Genomic DNA, 16521 nt, shown 5'->3' on the forward strand with positions numbered 1-16521 from the left:
CCTGGGCATGGTGGAGGAGGTCGCCGGCATTCCTCTCGTCAGAAGCATGGTCGTGCGTCGCGTCGCGTCGGAGCCGATCTCGTGCGCGAGGAACGTCGCTGACGCCGTGTGCCGGGCTTTCACGAGAACGGACGTGACCGCAACGAGGGCCAGCACGAACGCAGCGGCTGCCGCTATGAGACGCCGCCCGAAGGACACCGGCCACCCACCTCTCGTTCGGCCCGAGACCACCTCGTGGACCGGACGCCCTTCCCATATCCTATCCGGGGGGATAGCATGTTAACATGCAGGATGCGCACGCTTCTCACCCCGACATCGTCAAGCGCCTGAAGCGCGCCCACGGCCATCTCGCCGGCGTCATCGCCATGATCGAGGAGGGCCGCTCCTGCGTGGATCTCGCCCAGCAGCTCCATGCGGTGGAGAGCGCCATAGCCAATGCCAAGCGCGTCCTCATCGAGGATCACATGGAGAACTGCATCGGTGACGGGGTCGCGGACGGCGGGAAGTCGGCCAAGGCCGCGCTCGCAGAGTTCAAGGCGTTAGCGAAGTACCTCTGAGGCCGAGATGCTGAGCGTCCTCGCGAACCGGACCTATCGGCACCTCTTCGCCGCCCAGGTCATCGCCCTGATCGGCACCGGCCTGCTCACCGTGGCCCTCGGCCTGCTCGCTTATCGGCTGGCCGGCGCCGAGGCTGGCGCCGTGCTCGGCACTGCGCTCGCCATCAAGATGGTGGCCTACGTGCTCGTGGCGCCGGTCGCCAACGCCTTCACGGGGCAGCTGCCGCGGCGCGCCTTCCTGGTGGCGACCGACCTCGTCCGCGCCGGCGTCGCCCTGATCCTCCCCTTCGTCGACCAGGTCTGGCAGGTCTACGTCTTGGTCTTCGTGCTGCAATCGTGCTCGGCGGCCTTCACGCCGACCTTCCAGGCGACCATCCCGGACATCCTCCCGGGGGAGCGCGACTATACCCGAGCGCTGTCGCTCTCGCGGCTCGCCTACGACCTGGAGAACCTGCTCAGCCCGACACTGGCGGCCGTGCTACTCACGGTCATCAACTTTCACTGGCTGTTCGGTGGGACCGTTGTGGGGTTCCTGTGCTCGGCAGCTCTCGTTGTCTCGGTGTCGCTCCCGTCCCCAACACCACCCGAGCGCCGCGCCGGGATCTACGAGCGCCTCACGCGGGGCCTGCGCATCTATCTCGCCACCCCGCGTCTACGCGGGCTACTCGCCCTAAACCTCGCAGTGTCGGCGGCTGGCTCCATGGTTATCGTCAACACCGTGGTGATCGTACAGGCTATCTTGCACCGACCCCAGAACGACGTCGCCGTGGCGCTCGGACTGTTCGGCGGCGGCTCGATGCTGGCTGCGCTTCTGCTGCCGCGGGTTCTTGATCGCCTACCAGACCGCGCCGTGATGATCCCGGCGGCAACGCTGCTCGGAGTAGTGCTGCTCGCCTTCGCCGCCACGACCTGGGGTGGCGTGATCAGCTGGCTGATGCTGCTGGCCACTTGGCTGGTGCTCGGCGTCGGTTACTCGGCCGCTCAGACACCCACGGGTCGCCTTCTCCGGCGCTCCGCCTCTGCCGGCGACCGACCTGCGGTGTTCGCCGCGCAGTTCGCACTCTCGCACGTGGCCTGGCTCCTGACTTATCCGCTGGCCGGCTGGCTCGGCGCGAAGGCCGGCATGCCGGTGACGCTGGCGGTCTTGGGCGTTCTGACCCTGGCGGCCATCGTGGCGGCGGCCCTTCTCTGGCCGGCCATCGATCCGGACGTGGTCGAGCATGTCCATGGCGACCTCGGGCCTGACCATCCGCATCTCGATGCCGGCGGCCATCGACATGCTCATGCCTTCGTCATCGACGACTTGCACCATCGCTGGCCGGCAGGCGGACCAGGGTGAGCCGGGCAGCCCGTCTGCTTCTGATCTACCTCGTACTCCCGCCCAACCCGGCCGGGGCCATCGAGTGTGTCGACTTCCCGCGCATGCACGGCCTGCTTCGGCGCGCAGGCACAGTGTGCCATGGAGCAGTTCAATCCGGATATCGTGGACACGGCCAGGCAGTGCTACGAGCGACTCGGTTCGAAGATCGGTGCGCCGGCGATGCGAGCTGGTTCCGGGGAGTTCGATCAATTGGCATCGGTGCGGGGCCAAGCGGCCGCCTGCTCCTTGATCGAGCGCCTGTTCCCAATGGCCGTGCGCTAGGAAACCAAGGAAGCGCCGTGCGATGGTTTGAGCGGTCGACAAACGATCTGTTCCCGAAATGCGTTAGCTCGACCGCTGATCGTCCGCTTATCAACATCGGTTATCTGGAGCAGCCGTTCTGCTTTCCACCCAGACTGTCTGAAAAACGCTGCGCGAAGCATCTGACTGGCGTACAAATTCCCATTTGACCCACTGAAATATGCGTCACGAAGAAGATTATTCTGCCGTTCCATGATAGGGATTCGTTTTCACACAGCGTCCACCCGATCCACTTGTTCGGAAGCGCATCTCTACGCCGCGAGAGACGCACTCCAGTCCGTCTACTCTCGAAAGCGAAGTCTGCGTCAACCCATAGCTGCGCTACGTCAGGTACCTGATCGTCTTCTCGACGCTCGCGAGGAGCCGCCGCCGAGTTGCCGAAATCGCCCCTGTTTTTGTCGGAGAAACGTGTCGGCTTTTCTATTGCCGGGCAAGCGCCAGTTTGGCACGATCCCGACATGCTCATCGGATACGCCCGCGTCTCAACCCTCGAACTGGTACTTCAGGACGGGTATCAGCGGATCATCTCGACCACCACGCCAGCCTCGTCAGCGATCATCGACCAGCGCCGCTCGGCTGTGAGCGCCGGCAGACCTTCACGTTTGGCCAAGGCCAAACAGTAACGATCCCCGAGCGACAGACCACCCTCAACCGTGAGCGGACGCAGCATGCCGGCCTCGTACGACAGCGCGGCATCGACGGCAGCCCATCGGATCGGCAAGGGACGCAACAGCACCTCGATATCAGCGCGCGCAACCCCGAGCTTGGCGTAGTGGCTGACCACCTCAGCCAAGTTGACGGTCGTCATGACAGACCCGTCGAGCCCGGCTTTCACCCGATCCGCTCCCGGCTCAGCTAGCAGTAGGGCGAGCAGCGCGGACGCGTCGAGGACGAAGCCTGTCATTCGGCCTCGGCCTCACGGGCTCGGTCGGCGAGGAAGTCCGCCACGGACGCGCCTGTCTGGTCGCTGACCAGCCTGCGGCTCAGAGCCTGTACCCGAGCGACGACCTGATCGAGCGTCCGAAGCACGATGGCGTCGCCTGTGTCCTCAACGATGACCTCACCCCCGTGACTGAGGCCATGCCGCTTGCGGAGATCGGCCGGCAGGCTCACGCGCCCGTCGGGCATCACTTTGGCTCTCATGGGACGACTCCACTGTCTGCCATGCGAGTGAACATACGCCAAAAGCGCCGGCTCGCGCCAGGATCGGCGGCTGACGTCATCTCCTCGCGATGCTGGATCATTCTGGCCCCGTCGTGCCGCCCGGCCGTGTCCGCAAGGGGATCGATGAACGGACGCTGAGCCGATCCGCTCGCGGAGGCTCGATCCGCCTCTGCGGTTCGCGTCTCAATGGGATGGTACGATAAAAGTTGCGATGAGGGGACCCTGTACGTTACAATCCGATCCATGACGCATGTGTTGATCGGCTACGCCCGCTGCTCGACCGACAAACAAGACCTCGCCGCTCAGCGGCAGGTGCTGCTCCAGCTTGGAGTGACTCCTGAGCGGATCTACACCGACAAAGGCTTCACCGGGACGAACCGAGCCCGTCCCGGCCTGGATCAGGCGCTCGCCGCTGTCCGGAGCGGCGATACTCTGGTGGTGCCCAAACTCGACCGCCTCGCCCGCTCCGTGCCGGACGCGCGTGCGATCGGTGACGCGCTCGCTGCCCGGGGTGTGAAGCTCCAACTCGGTGCCAGCGTGCACGACCCGGTCGACCCGATGGGCAAGCTGTTCTTCAACATCCTGGCGACGTTTGCCGAGTTCGAGGCCGACCTGATCCGGCTGCGCACGCGCGAGGGCATGGCGGTGGCCCGCGCCAAGGGGAAACTACGGGGCAAGAAGCCCAAGCTCTCCGATCGGCAGCAGAGGGAACTGCGCCGGATGTACGATACCGGCGACTACGCGATCAGCGACTTGGCCGAGCTGTTCTCGATCTCGCGGCCGACAGTCTATCGGACCCTGGACCGCCAGCCCGCAACGCCCACTGTCGTGGTGGTCTGAGCTGATACCTCGTCACGATCGACGAGGAAATGCGACCTGTCATGAACTTTTGGTCCAGGGCGATGCAATCCGTTTCTAGGCAGTGTTATATAGCAAATAAACTCATTTATATTCTCAATTTACCTGTCGATCGGCTTGCATCATGTTAAATCAACGTACTTTAAATTCGTCAGGGCACTCAAAATTAACTGTAATAGTTACCATTATTAATCAGCATGATCAGTTGTACCGAAAATTCACCAAAATTGTCATATCTTATCGGATCTTTTAACGTACCATTCGCAAATACATTTCGTAATTTGTTTCTTTTTATAAGATATGACATCCATCTTACTTGTTGGAGAATATTAATAGAAATGATCACACATCTCAATCCTCCAGGCGCATTGCCTCGCCAGAATTGTTCCTTGATGCTGAGCTGTTGCCTCATCTGATTTGCTCCCCGCCGGAAAGCGGCGGCGGAGGCAGGGATGAGGCAGGTAAGCATGGCGACACGCGATGAACTGCTGGCCGTCGTGGCGGCCCGATACCGGAGCGGTACGCGACCTGAGAAGACCCGGATCGCCGATGAGTTCGCTGCGGTGACGGGCTTCCATCGGAAGCACGTGCTGCGGCTGCTTCGGGCGGGTCCGACCGACCGGCGCGCGGCTTTACGACCGGCACGTCGGATCTACGACGAAGCCGTTCGGGACGCGCTGATCGTGCTGTGGGAGGCGTCCGATCGGATCTGCGGCAAGCGACTTAAGGCACTGATCCCGACGCTCGTGCCGGTCATGGAGCGTCACGGCCACCTTGCGCTCGCGCCCGAGATCCGAGCCTCGCTGCTGACCGTCAGCGCCGCCACGATCGATCGAACATTGCGCCCGCAGCGCGAGCGAAGCGGTGTTCGAAGACAGCGGCGCGGACCGGCGTCCTCGATCCGGCGGTCGATCCCGGTGCGGACCTTCTCGGACTGGAACGACCCGCCGCCTGGCTTCGTCGAGGCCGACCTCGTCGCCCATTCCGGCCCGATCGCCGCCGGCGCCTTCGTGCAGACGCTCGTGCTCACCGATATCGCCACCGGGTGGACGGAATGCGCACCGCTCCTGCTGCGTGAGCAGACGCTGCTCGTCAGCGTGCTCACGCAGATGCGCGGGCTCATGCCCTTTCCCTTGCTCGGCCTCGATGTGGACAACGACACCGTGTTCATGAACGAGAGCGTGCGGGACTACTGCCGGGACGCGGGCATCGTTCTCACCCGCTGCCGCCCCTACCGGAAGAACGATCAGGCGCACATCGAGCAGAAGAACGGCGCGATCGTCCGCCGGATCGTGGGCTATCGGCGCTTCGAGGGCATGGAAGCCGCCCGGATGCTCGCCGGTCTCTACGCCACGACACGGCTGTTCGTGAACGCCTTCCAGCCCTCTTTCAAGCTCGCCGAGAAGGAGCGCGATGGGGCGCGGGTGCGCAAGCGCTATCACACTCCGGCGACACCCTGCGATCGCCTGCTGGCGGATCCACGCACGATCCCGGAGGTCTGCGCTCGTGTCGAGGCGTTGCGCGCCGATCTCGACCCGGTTCGGTTGCTCGCCGACATGCGCACTCATCAACGGGCCCTCGTCGAGATCGCCGATCGGATCGGACCGTCGGTGGACGCTACGGCGGCCCCACAGGTCGGCCCCGTGCCGATCGCAGCCTTCCTGGCCGGGCTTCGCACCGCTTGGCAGCTCGGTGAGGTCCGGCCGACCGCACAGGCCAAGCCGAGTTTGAAGCGGTGGCGCCGACGTGCCGATCCGTTGGTCACGGTCACCGATGAGATGCGAGCGTGGTTCGAGGCCGATCCGTCACAAACCGGCTGCGAGCTACTCCAACGACTTCAGACCACCTATCCGGGACACTACCCGGATGGGCTCCTGCGCACCGTGCAGCGGCGCCTCCAGGTCTGGCGGTCGGAAATGGCATCCTCGCTCGTGTTCGGCGTTCAAGCCCCAGCCATACCCTCGGCGACCAACTCGCCGGGAACATGCGCGTGAGGCAACGAGCTCGCTACTCGGGAACAATCTTGGATGAGGCAATACGCAGGCCAAAATCTACAGATAGCGCACGAGTTTCTGGCAAATCAGAACTTTAGGCTGATCATGTATAAATCGCTTCATGTGTCAAATAACAGTTCGCTTGAAGCAATTTATAATTATTTTGCAGCCCAGTATCATTTAACCGATCGTGATGTGATCGCTCACCTTATTGTCAATGAAAATAGCGCCAATGAGATACTCATTTTGAGACGTGTCCAAGGCCAATTATTGGAAGACTCGATCAATGAAAGAGAACGTAATCTATTCCTATCGAACAGAGGATCAATTGATAGAATGATTGCAATAATAATAGGTACGGAACTCAGGGCGTAGCGCCTTCGAGTGTATCAAATTTCATGAATTTCCTAGTTGCGTGCCTATAAAATTTTGGTCGCATGCTGGTGAGAATACAGTGATTAAACTGCCGATGGGGCGCTGATCTGCGATGTCCGGGCTCCGCTTTACCGCCGTCGTTCTCACCTGCGTGGCCGGTCTCGTCCTGGGCTTCCCAGCCGCCTTCCTCGCCCGATACGGCTTCGATCCTGGGACGTGGCCAGCCGTCCAGGAGACGGCGATCACTTGGTTCCAGCCGGGCGGTCGAACCGCGATCGAGATGGTTTCCAACGCGCTGGTGCAGGTCGTGCTCACCCCCCTCAAGCTGATGCTCGGTCAGTCCTCCGCCTTCGCTGACCGGGGTACGTCCGAGGGCTTCGCGATCATCGGCGCCACATCCCTCGTGGCCACCGTGATCGCGTTCAGCCGAAGCCTCGAACCCTTACGCCACGCCTCGAAGCGCTTCGGGGATGCCGACTGGGCTACCCCGCGCGCGCGTGCTCGGATGCGCACGGGTCTGGAGATCGGCCTTGATCCCGCTACCCGCCATCCAGTGCGGGTCGAGGTCGAGGGCAACTTGATCACCATCGCCCCGCCACGGCGTGGCAAGACCTCGGGCTTGGTCCTGCCCAACCTCGCCATCCCCGACCATACCGCCTGGAGCGGTCCGGCGGTTGTCGTCGATCCCAAAGGCGACGCTTACCGCGCGGCGGCGCGGCGCAGGACCGCCCTTGGGCGCAGCGTGCGCTGCCTCGATCCTCTCAACCTGGCCGGGGGCGCGGACAGGTGGAACCCGCTGCTGCACAGGCAGGCGGGCGACATCCTCTACCTCCAGTCCATGGCCCAGGCCCTGATGCCGCCCACTGATCACACCAGCGAGGGGGGTGCGTTCTTCCGTGACCGCGCCTCGGTGGTGATCGTGGCCGCCCTGCGCATGGCGATCCGCGACGGCCACCACGACGCCATCGCTGCCGCCGCCCTGGTGCGCGATCCCGAGCGCCTGCTGCACGAGCTGGAGCGGGAACAGGACGCGGTCGCCGCCGACGTGCGCGCGATCCTTACCGGCGACGAGCGCAGCCGCTCCAACATCCTCTCGACCGCGGCGCAAGCCTTCTCATGGGCGCTCGATCCGGTGATGCAGGCTGTGGCGCAAAACCACACCTTCGATCTCGCGGACCTGTGTGCGGGAGAAACCGACCTGTTCGTCGTGCTGCCCGCCGACGACCGTCGCACCATCATCGCACCCTACGTGCGCTGGCTGCTCGCCGACCTGTTCGGCGCGGTCCGCGCCCAGCGCGTGGCCGAGAGACTGCTCGTGATCGTCGACGAGGCGTTCGTACTCGGCGCCTTCGACAGCATCCTATCCGGCGCGGGCGAGCTGCCCGGCTACGGCGTGTCGCTGTGGACGTTCTGGCAGAGCGAGGCGCAACTCACCCGGACCTACGGACAGGACGGCGCGGCCATCCTTCGAAACACCGCCGAGGTGATCCAGTACTTCAACATCTCGCGCGACGACGTCGAAGGGTGCCGGCGCCTGTCGGACGCGCTCGGAACCTACACGGGCGTGGATGAGACCGAGACGCGCGATCCGAAGACCGGGCAGACCACGAAGAGCCGCAGCGCCGTCGCCGCGCCGCTCGTTCCCGCGACAGGGATCCCGGCCCTGACCCAGAACCGTGCGATCGTCTTCCTCAACATGCCGCGCTACACCACCGATCCGCTCAAGCTCGCCAAAACGCGCGCGTTCGACGACCCGCGCTTCACGGGTCTCCTCGATCCGGTACCACCGGTCGGCCCGACGGGATGATCGCGGCTCAGGGCAGAGGCCGCAGATCGGCGGACGAGAGCACGACGGCTACCCGTGTCCCATCGCGGAGGTCGAGCGTCGTGCGCGGGACGCCGTCCCAGCCGTAGCGCACGATCGTCTTGCCGGGTCCGGCTGTGTACGACTCGCTCGCGCCGTTGGCCCGCCCGACGTCGAACTGCACCGCACGCGTGAGAACCATCCAGTGCGCGGTGTTGTGCCAAGCCATGATCGCCCAGGCGAGCGCCAGCGCGGCCGGCACGCTGATCTCGAAAGCGAGCAGAGACGTCAGCAACCTCGATGTCCAGACGCGCAGGCGCGCGCGACGTGGCCAGAGCCGTGGCAGGCGCGAGCGGGATCGGGGCAGATGCGGGCGCAGCGAGCGCCGCAGGACGGTACGATGCTCGGGTCTCAGGTCCGCGTCGTCGAGGTGTGCGAAGCGCTCCGTCGGCGGCAGGCGCAGCAGCGTCGCCAGCCGCGCCGCACTCGCCGCGCGATTGTGGGCGGCGCGCGCGTCGGCATCGCGCCGGGCTTGCGCTACCTGCCTGTCGACGACTGGGCCGCGTGCCACGGCCTCAGCCCTCCAGCCAGCGCGCGGCGGGGGCCACCGCCTCCATCACTCCGGCCCGGAACCCGGTCAGGTCCTCCAGGATGCGGCCGGCCTCGCTGAAGCCGAAGCGCTCGCTGAGCGCCGGCTCCGCCGCGGCGAGATCGGCGCCGATGAAGCGGAGGCCGCCCTTCTCCAGAAGTTCGTTGGCACGCTGATCCAGGCTGAGCTTGGCCAGGCGCGAGATGCCGACATCCTTGCCGAACGTGCCCTTGAGCGCCTTGAGATCGAGCGGGTTCTCGACCTCGTTGGCCACGGCGAACAGCGCCGCGGTGAAGGGTCGGGCGAGTTCGATCAGCACCGGCGCGCTGGCCAGCGCCCCCGAGGCGCTGGTCACCGCGACGAGGAGCGCGAAGCTGATGTCGCGCCGGGCATAGCGGGCGCTCGCAGCACGGATCAGCGGCAGGAACGAGGCGGCCGCGTTGGCGCCGATGTCGACGATGGTCGGGCCGGTGGCCGCCGCGATGGCATTGAGGGGAGCGTCGAACTCAGCCCGCGCGGCTTGACCGCCGCTGCGCTCGACCTCCTGGCGGGCGGCGCGAACCGTGAAGAAGGCGAGCCGGTCGTCGAGCTCGACGAGGCGGTGGTCCGACTCGATCTCGATCAGACGGGCGCTCGGCAGACATTCGGCCAGCCCGCGAACGAGCAGCGTCTTGCCGGCGCCGCCCTTGTCTTGGGCCACGAGGAGGATGCGGGGCATGGGACTAGACCTTCTTCAGGATCCGGTTGAGTTCGGCCAGCCCGGCGCGCCGGATGGCTTCGGCGGTCGGATGGGTGGGCGGATCGGCGGGTGCCGGTCCGCGCGGCGGCTCGGGTGCCAGCTCCGGTCGAACGGGGGACACGGGTTCGGCGCCGAAGAGGTCTGGCCGATTCCGGACGGCGGCGGCCGCGTCGCGGCGGCGGTCCTGAGCCTCGACTTGGCCGACGATGGCGGTGAGGCGCGTGGCGGTGAGCGGCACGTCGCCTTTCTGGCGCACCCCCTGCTCGGCCATGGCCTGCGCGATCGCCGCCCAGCTCACGCCGGCCACGCGCAACCTGCGGATGGTCGGCAGCGCAGCCCGGACGGCGCGGGTGACGCCGGTGGTCTCGCGTCCGACCAGCGTGGCAGGTCGGACGGTCTGAGCCTTCTTGGCGTCGCGCAGGAGGCGCTTGGGATCAAGGGGCATGCCGTTGGCTTACCCGGCGTCCGGTTAAGCGGATCCTTCCTGCCATCGCCTACCAGCGGTGCCAGCGCCTGCCAGTGGAAGTACCGTTAATCTGCCATGATGAAGGGGTATCACACCACACGCACTGAAGTGCGGCCGCGTTAACCAAGGGGGCTTGTGCGCCTCGCAGAGGTGCCCGGAACCTGTCAGCGTCTCAGCCCGCTCCGTGCGCAGCAGGTACGCCGATGGACGACGAGGTCAAGCTCACCCTTACCCTGGCAGCTCCCCTCGCCCTCCGCCTCAGCGCCGCCGCGGCCGAGCGTGGCTGGTCGGCCGAGAGCCTGGCGGCCGAGTGCGTCGCCCAACACCTGGAAGTCGCGATCCGTCACAGGGTGCTGATAGAGCGCATGGAACAAGTCGACGCCGCCCTGCTCGATATGGCCGAGGCCGTCGGTGAACTCGGGGCACCCTCAGGGGGTATCGACCTCACCAAGGTCTGCCGCTTTCGAGCTGACGGCGGCGACGGTACCAGAGACCCGGCCGCGTGACCGCCTCGCTGCACCGGCTCGGGGTCGGCCCGGCGGCCGGGCTGTACTACACCAACGATAGTCAGCGCGAGGCGCGCCCGGACCGGCGCGACGAGTACTACGCCAAGGATGGCGATGGGGTGTGGTGGAGCTCCGGCGGGACGGTCGTGCGCCACGGCGCGGCGATCGATGCGGCCTCGTTCCGCGATCTGTGCGCCGGATATCATCCCGGGACCGGCAAGGCGCTGGTGCGCGGCGCCGGCGCGGGCCACTGGGCCGGCCAGGACTGCACCCTAACCCCGGGGAAATCAGTCTCAGTTCTGTGGATGGCTGGCACGCCCGAGCAACGCGCGGCGATCGAGGCCGCCCACCGCGCCGCGGTCGAGCGGGCGCTCGCCTTCGTGGCGGCGGAGGGGCTGGTCACCGTCCGAACCGGTGCGGGCGGCGTCGAACGGCATCGACCGAGCGATCTGATCGTCGGCCGGTTCGATCATTACACGACCCGGGAAGGTGATCCAAATATTCATACGCACTGTGTTTTCATTAATGTCGCTGGATCGCCGAAGAATACCGGCGCCGGTCGGTACAAATCACAGACACACCTGACTATCGAGGTCGAGCAACTCTATTCGTACCAAGTATGCGTCGGGGCGGCGTACAGGGCAGCTTTGGCGGAGGACCTGCACCGTCGGTTCGGCCTTCGCTACCGCGAGGCCGGACGCGGGCAATGGGAGATCGCCGGGCCGCCCGAGGCGCTGCTGGCGAATTTTTCCAAGCGCTCGGAGCAGATCCTCGACTACGCTGGCGCCGGGGCCACGCCCGCCCAGCGCGAAGTCGCCGCGCTCGCCACCCGCCGGGGCAAGCACGAGCTGCCGACCGGCGCCGAGCTGGAGGCGCGCTGGCGCGAGGAACTCGCCGCCTGCGCGCTCGATCCGTGGGACGCCGCGCACCATCCCGAGTTCGACCCGGCCCTCGCGATCGCGGCCGCACGCGCGGCGGAACGCGAACCCCCGTTCGACCCGCCCGAGATCCCCGGCGACAGCCCGGTGGCGCGCGCCGCCTCGGCCCTGTTCCGGCACCAGAGCGTCGTGACGCGCAAGGATCTGCTCCAGCGCGCCCTGGAGTTCGCAGGGTTACAGGGACTCGGGGTCGGAGTGGTCGAAGCGGAGCTCGCCGGCATGGAGCAGGACGGCACGCTGCTGCCGCTGGCGGCCGCCGAGATGGTGCCGGGGGCGAGCGCGTGCTGGACCAGCCCGGGCATCGCCGCGAGCGAGGCGGCGATGCTGCGCGCCGCCGATCGCCCGCTGGAGCGAACCTGGATCACCCCCGAGGCGGTGGCGATGGCCGTGGCGCAGGACGACCGCCTCAGCCCGGAGCAAGCCGACGCCGTTCGCCACGCCGCCGGCCCGGATGGGGTGGCACTGCTCCAGGCCGGTGCGGGCACCGGCAAGACCACCACGGCCGCGGTCCTTGTCGCCGCCGCGCACAACTCTGGGTTACGGGTTATAGGCCTGGCGCCATCCTGGGTCGCGGCCGATGAACTCGCCCGCTCCACCGGGATCCCGGCACAGGCGATCGCGCGCTGGCGCCACGACCGCGCCCGGGCGACGCGGTCGGAGGCCGAGTGCCACACCGACGTTGCCGCGCTCGACCGCGACACACTGGTGCTGGTCGACGAGGCGGGTATGGTCGGCAGCCGTGACCTGGAGGCGGTGCTGAGCGCCGCGCAGATCGCGGGAGCGAAGGTGGTGCTGATCGGCGATCGCCGGCAGTTGGCCTCGGTCGCGGGTGCGAGCGCGCTGCGGGCTGTGGCCGAGGTGGTCGGGCGCTCGGCCGCGCTCGGCGAGGTCCGCCGGCAGACGGTGGACTGGCAACGCGCCGCCTCGGTGGTGATGGCGCGCGGCGACGCCGAGGCGGGCCTGCGCGCCTACGCGGCAGAGCATCAGGTCGAGCTGGTCTCAGGGATCGAGGCTGCGCGCGGGCGGGTGATCACAGCGTGGACCGAGCAGCGCGCCCGCCACGGGGGCGATGTGCTCATCGTCACCCGACGCAACGCCGACGCGGCGGCGCTGAACGCTCGGGCGCGGGCGGTGCTGCGGGCCGAGGGCCAGCTCGGACCCGACCTGATCACCCCGCCGGCGCGCGACCGCGAAGACCGGATCGTGCCGCTCGCGCTCGCGGTCGGCGATCACCTCCGGTTCGGCGAGAGCCTCTCCCATCTCAAGCTCCGCAACGGCTCCCGCGCCCGGGTCGAGGCCATCGTCGCGGAACCGGACGGCGGTGCGCGCCTGCGCCTGGCGCTGGAGGACGACAGGGTCATCGAGGTGACATGGGCCGAACTGCGGCGGGTCCCGCGGTTCGGCCGCCGACCCGTCCATCCAAAGGTTGTCCACGCCTACGCCGGAACAACTTACGCGGCCCAGGGTCGGACATGTTCCGCAGCGGTGATGTATCTCGGGTCCAGCACCGACGCGCGCGAAATCTACGTCGGGCTGACCCGGCACCGGCACGAGGCCCGGGTTGTGGTCGAGCGCGACCGGCTCGACGCCCTGTGCCGTCAGCGCCAAGCGGATCCGCGGATGCCGGCCACCGACACGATGGTCCTGGAGCGGCTGTTCCGGGAGGCGCGGAGCTACCACGAGAAGGCCAACGTGATCGACTACGCGGCCGATCGGGTCGCGTTCGTACGCGATGGGCTACTCAGGCTGCCCGAGCGCGTCGCCCCGGGGATCGATGTCGGCCGGGCGGTGCGCGCGGCGCGGGCTCTGCGCGAGGCGGCGGCGTGGCTCGGGGTCGAACACATGATCGTGCCGGCCTGGCGGCTGGTCGACGCCTACGGGCGCCGGCTGAGCCGTGCGCCGGCCCCGGCTGTCCGCAGCCTGGTCGTACAGCTCGCGCGCCGTCTCGGCCGCCCCGATCCGGAACACGGTCGCGGGCGCGGGCACGGTATCGAGCGGTGAGACATGTGCTTGCCACGCGAGTGAGTGCCCCATACGCAGACGGATACACCCACCTGCGGTATCGACTTGACCTTTCCTGTTACTCACCAGCCGATCCTTTCGAACGGCACCACCCACAAGCTTCATCATCTTCAGCCGTTCAAGGTCACGCTCGCGGATCAAATTGCACCGGGACAAGATCTTATAGTGCGCGTGTCTTTTCATTCGCACGCCTACAGCCAAGCTCACGACAGGAGCCCTACTGTCGAGGCAGTGTTCCTCGATGAGGGTGGTAAATCCCGGGTTTTTTGCCCAATAAGGTACAAAGCGTATCTCTCGCTTCACACGCTATGTACTCAGTTTCTTTTGAACAATGGCCTCACCTTCCTTCGAGTCTAAGGATAGGAACCAGAGGAATCACCTTACCATCGCCGGAGACCCCACGACAGATGGGGTGAAATACCACGTCTACTACGAGCTTATGCCCTCCAAGACGGCAGGCGTGAACGTCGAGTTTGTCGTCAAGTCAGCCTACGATAAGGAGTACGTGGCAGCCCACCACAAGCGGCGCGAGCACGTGAAGAGGTTCCTACGACAGTGCCATTTCAAGCAGGAGAGGGTGCCCAAGTCATAAAAAAGGCCCCTATCCGGAGCCTTGATTATCGCCTGAAGGCGGTGCGAGTGCCCCTTACCGTGGTATTCCGGCCAGCGCGGGCGGGCATGTGATAGCGACCCCTGCGGGGAAGCCTCGCTGTCTATCACTGAGCGTAAATCTAATAGTTCGACTCGAGGAGTCAAGGGATTGGCTCGTGCGGCGCAGTCAATCTGATCAATCGGCGCCACACCAGCCCAGAGTGGAGTGCCTGATTGTGCCGGTGTGGCGCTTGGTCGACGTCTACGGACACCGCCTGACCCGCGCTCCGGGCTCGGCGCGCGCACGCTGGCCACGCAGCTCGCTTACCGCCTGAGCCGCCCTAATCCGAGGCGTGATCGCGGCAGCCGGTCGAGACCGGCTTGCAGGTCCTGGAGGTCGAGGCGCCCGGTCTGATCGGGTGGGGAGACCAGGCGCGCGGCGTGGGTCCCCGCATCGTCCTGGACCTCACGGTGTTTGCGGCAGTCGGTGTAATACTGATTGCGCAGGATGGTGAAGGTCCAGGCCTTGAAGTTCGTGCCGGGCTCGAAGCGCGCCCGGTTCCGCCAGGCCCGCAATAGGGTCTCCTGCACCAGATCGTCGACCGCGGTTGCGTCGCGTGCCAGCGACAGGGCGAACCGGCGTAGGGCTGGGATGACCGCCATGAGCAGCCCCTGAAACGCGGCGTCATCGCCGCTGCGCGCGTCGCCAAGGGCCGCATCGAGCTTGACCAGGAGATCAGTGAACTGGTCCGCGGTGCTCCGCCCGGCCTGATCCTGCGCGTAGACGGCCGCTAGCAGGGACCCGAGATGTCTCCGGATCAGCTCGGAGAGCATGGGCTCGGACTCACCCGGACCATCGTCAGGGGGCTCTGGCGGCTCCGCCGCTTGCGTATTCATCGGCAGAGCCACGTCGAATCGCGCATCATCATCCGAGCGTCGTCCGTTCGATAGATCGGCCGCCTGCATACCCTCATGGCATAGCTCGGTCCGTGCGACCAACCACTCGGATTCTCGTGCGGTCTGATCGGTCGAGGTCGCCCGCTGCCCTCCGGCAGCTCTTCGACGGTGCCGTTTTCCTCGATTCTGACAGAACGAGTATCTCAGTAGGCGTGCGCTGCGCGGATTTGCACCCTCCCCCTTGAGCCGATGAGGGACGCCTGTCCCCAGAACCGAAGGGGTCAACGACCGGCTTCCGCGCCAGCCGGAGCCAAGCGGTCCACTCAGGCGAGACGATCCGGACGATGTTCGTGTCGTTGCGGAAGCCCGTGACCCGGCGCTCCTCGACCGTGAGAAGCCCGAGCTTCACGGCCTCGCGGATGGCGTTGCGCACCGTGGTCTCAGCCACGCCGACGATCGCCGCGAGGTGACCCACTGCTAGGCGACAATCCTTTCGACGGACGGTCTCGGCGGCCACGAGGGCGAGGACTGCTTGCTCGGCTAGCGTGAACCGGGCCGCTAACCCCGGTGGGAGCCGCCCCGAGGCGGCCCAGCGGCGGCGACGCTCCAGCGAGGCACCCGTGCGCGGGCGCGAGCCGACGGCCTTCCTGGCCTCACTCCGGCGTTCCTGAGGCGATGTCACCTCTAAAACTACGGTTCCCGTTGGGTTCGAGCTCTGTCTAGCTCGCAAGCCAGCATTTGTAGGACTGCGCACCCCAATCAGTGCGGACAGGGCTTCTGCCTCGGCCTCCGAGACCTTCCCATCCCCGTAGGCGCGCCACAGCGCTGCCGTGACCTGCGGCAGGGTGATTCGGTCGGCCGCCTCGATCGCGCGGCGGATCTCGTCTGCAAACATGGTCCTCGGCCCTGTGAAAGGGCCGCAACAGGTCGTTCCGGGCCGCCGCAGGGGCGTCCGGTCCACAAGGCAAAGCCTCATCGTCGCGGGAATTGGCGTTCCCGCTTGACGCCACGGGGCGTCTCATGGCTTGTGAGGGGAAGCTACTCGGCCCTCACAGGCCCTTTGTGATTTCGACGGCCCTCCAGTTTGGCGACTGGGGGGCCGTTGGCTTTTCAGGGGTCGACTTGCGGCGGCGTGGTCTCCTGATGGTCCCGGCGACTCGCGTGAGGCGCGCGCCAGCCGGACATGGCATGTCGACCGGGTGGCACGGTTAAGTCAACGCCGAGGAGATCGTCAGCGCTCGATCTTGCTGCGGCCCTCAGGCGCCGCTCCTATGCCAGCATGATCCGATCTGAGCTTGTCATCCGCATCGCGCAGCAGAGCCAGCCCCCTCACGAGCGTG

15 protein-coding genes are annotated in these 16521 nt (G+C 66.4%); 8 read left to right on the forward strand and 7 right to left on the reverse strand.

Translation table 11 applies throughout. The features are described 5' to 3' along the window. Positions 1 to 284: 284 nt before the first annotated feature. The 3 genes from ABC766_RS32915 (at position 285) to ABC766_RS32925 (ending at position 2199) form a co-directional block, all read left to right on the forward strand. Complete coding sequence (locus tag ABC766_RS32915) at positions 285 to 557, forward strand: metal-sensing transcriptional repressor (protein WP_345822966.1); 273 nt, start codon at positions 285 to 287, stop codon at positions 555 to 557. Between the two features lie 7 nt (positions 558 to 564). Next, positions 565 to 1896: an MFS transporter gene (locus ABC766_RS32920; protein WP_311292049.1), complete on the forward strand. Its 1332-nt coding sequence runs from the start codon at positions 565 to 567 to the stop codon at positions 1894 to 1896. 120 nt (positions 1897 to 2016) lie between these two features. Next, positions 2017 to 2199, forward strand: a complete 183-nt coding sequence (locus tag ABC766_RS32925) for a hypothetical protein (RefSeq protein ID WP_345822967.1) — start codon at positions 2017 to 2019, stop codon at positions 2197 to 2199. 553 nt (positions 2200 to 2752) lie between these two features. On the opposite strand, the gene ABC766_RS32930 is transcribed toward ABC766_RS32925, so the two are convergent. Continuing rightward, on the reverse strand, positions 2753 to 3142 hold the full coding sequence (locus ABC766_RS32930; protein ID WP_311292050.1) for a type II toxin-antitoxin system VapC family toxin: 390 nt from the start codon (positions 3140 to 3142) through the stop codon (positions 2753 to 2755). Then, a complete protein-coding gene (locus ABC766_RS32935) occupies positions 3139 to 3381 on the reverse strand; it encodes an AbrB/MazE/SpoVT family DNA-binding domain-containing protein (protein WP_311292051.1) in 243 nt (80 codons plus the stop codon). Before ABC766_RS32935 ends, ABC766_RS32930 begins: the two co-directional genes overlap by 4 nt. Positions 3382 to 3645: 264 nt before the next feature. Between ABC766_RS32935 and ABC766_RS32940 the strand changes: the two genes are divergently transcribed. The 3 genes from ABC766_RS32940 (at position 3646) to ABC766_RS32950 (ending at position 8436) form a co-directional block, all read left to right on the forward strand. Then, on the forward strand, positions 3646 to 4242 hold the full coding sequence (locus tag ABC766_RS32940; RefSeq protein ID WP_311292052.1) for a recombinase family protein: 597 nt from the start codon (positions 3646 to 3648) through the stop codon (positions 4240 to 4242). Positions 4243 to 4712: 470 nt separating this feature from the next. After that, the gene (locus ABC766_RS32945) at positions 4713 to 6254 is read left to right on the forward strand and encodes a transposase (RefSeq protein ID WP_345822968.1); all 1542 of its coding nucleotides are present in this window, start codon (positions 4713 to 4715) and stop codon (positions 6252 to 6254) included. Between the two features lie 487 nt (positions 6255 to 6741). After that, complete coding sequence (locus ABC766_RS32950; RefSeq protein WP_345822969.1) at positions 6742 to 8436, forward strand: type IV secretory system conjugative DNA transfer family protein; 1695 nt, start codon at positions 6742 to 6744, stop codon at positions 8434 to 8436. A gap of 7 nt (positions 8437 to 8443) precedes the next feature. Here the strand turns inward: ABC766_RS32950 and ABC766_RS32955 are convergent, their stop codons facing one another. The 3 genes from ABC766_RS32955 to ABC766_RS32965 are packed head-to-tail and all read right to left on the reverse strand — an operon-like array spanning position 8444 to position 10206. Next, the gene (locus ABC766_RS32955) at positions 8444 to 9004 is read right to left on the reverse strand and encodes a hypothetical protein (protein ID WP_345822970.1); all 561 of its coding nucleotides are present in this window, start codon (positions 9002 to 9004) and stop codon (positions 8444 to 8446) included. A gap of 4 nt (positions 9005 to 9008) precedes the next feature. After that, a complete protein-coding gene (locus tag ABC766_RS32960; protein ID WP_345822971.1) occupies positions 9009 to 9740 on the reverse strand; it encodes a hypothetical protein in 732 nt (243 codons plus the stop codon). A gap of 4 nt (positions 9741 to 9744) precedes the next feature. Beyond that, positions 9745 to 10206: a hypothetical protein gene (locus ABC766_RS32965; protein ID WP_345822972.1), complete on the reverse strand. Its 462-nt coding sequence runs from the start codon at positions 10204 to 10206 to the stop codon at positions 9745 to 9747. Between the two features lie 224 nt (positions 10207 to 10430). Here ABC766_RS32965 and ABC766_RS32970 point away from each other — a divergent pair, with 224 nt between their 5' ends. Both ABC766_RS32970 and mobF read left to right on the forward strand, forming a co-directional pair. Then, complete coding sequence (locus ABC766_RS32970) at positions 10431 to 10733, forward strand: hypothetical protein (RefSeq protein ID WP_345822973.1); 303 nt, start codon at positions 10431 to 10433, stop codon at positions 10731 to 10733. Next, entirely contained in the window at positions 10730 to 13672 is a 2943-nt protein-coding gene (gene mobF / locus ABC766_RS32975) for a MobF family relaxase (protein WP_345822974.1), read from the forward strand. Before ABC766_RS32970 ends, mobF begins: the two co-directional genes overlap by 4 nt. A gap of 936 nt (positions 13673 to 14608) precedes the next feature. On the opposite strand, the gene ABC766_RS32980 is transcribed toward mobF, so the two are convergent. After that, positions 14609 to 15250: a sigma-70 family RNA polymerase sigma factor gene (locus tag ABC766_RS32980; protein ID WP_345822975.1), complete on the reverse strand. Its 642-nt coding sequence runs from the start codon at positions 15248 to 15250 to the stop codon at positions 14609 to 14611. A 4-nt stretch (positions 15251 to 15254) separates the two neighbouring features. Next, complete coding sequence (locus tag ABC766_RS32985; protein WP_345822936.1) at positions 15255 to 16076, reverse strand: helix-turn-helix domain-containing protein; 822 nt, start codon at positions 16074 to 16076, stop codon at positions 15255 to 15257. Between the last annotated feature and the right edge of the window lie 445 nt (positions 16077 to 16521).

It is taken from the genome of Methylobacterium fujisawaense, from assembly GCF_039619325.1.
Classification (GTDB): domain Bacteria; phylum Pseudomonadota; class Alphaproteobacteria; order Rhizobiales; family Beijerinckiaceae; genus Methylobacterium; species Methylobacterium fujisawaense.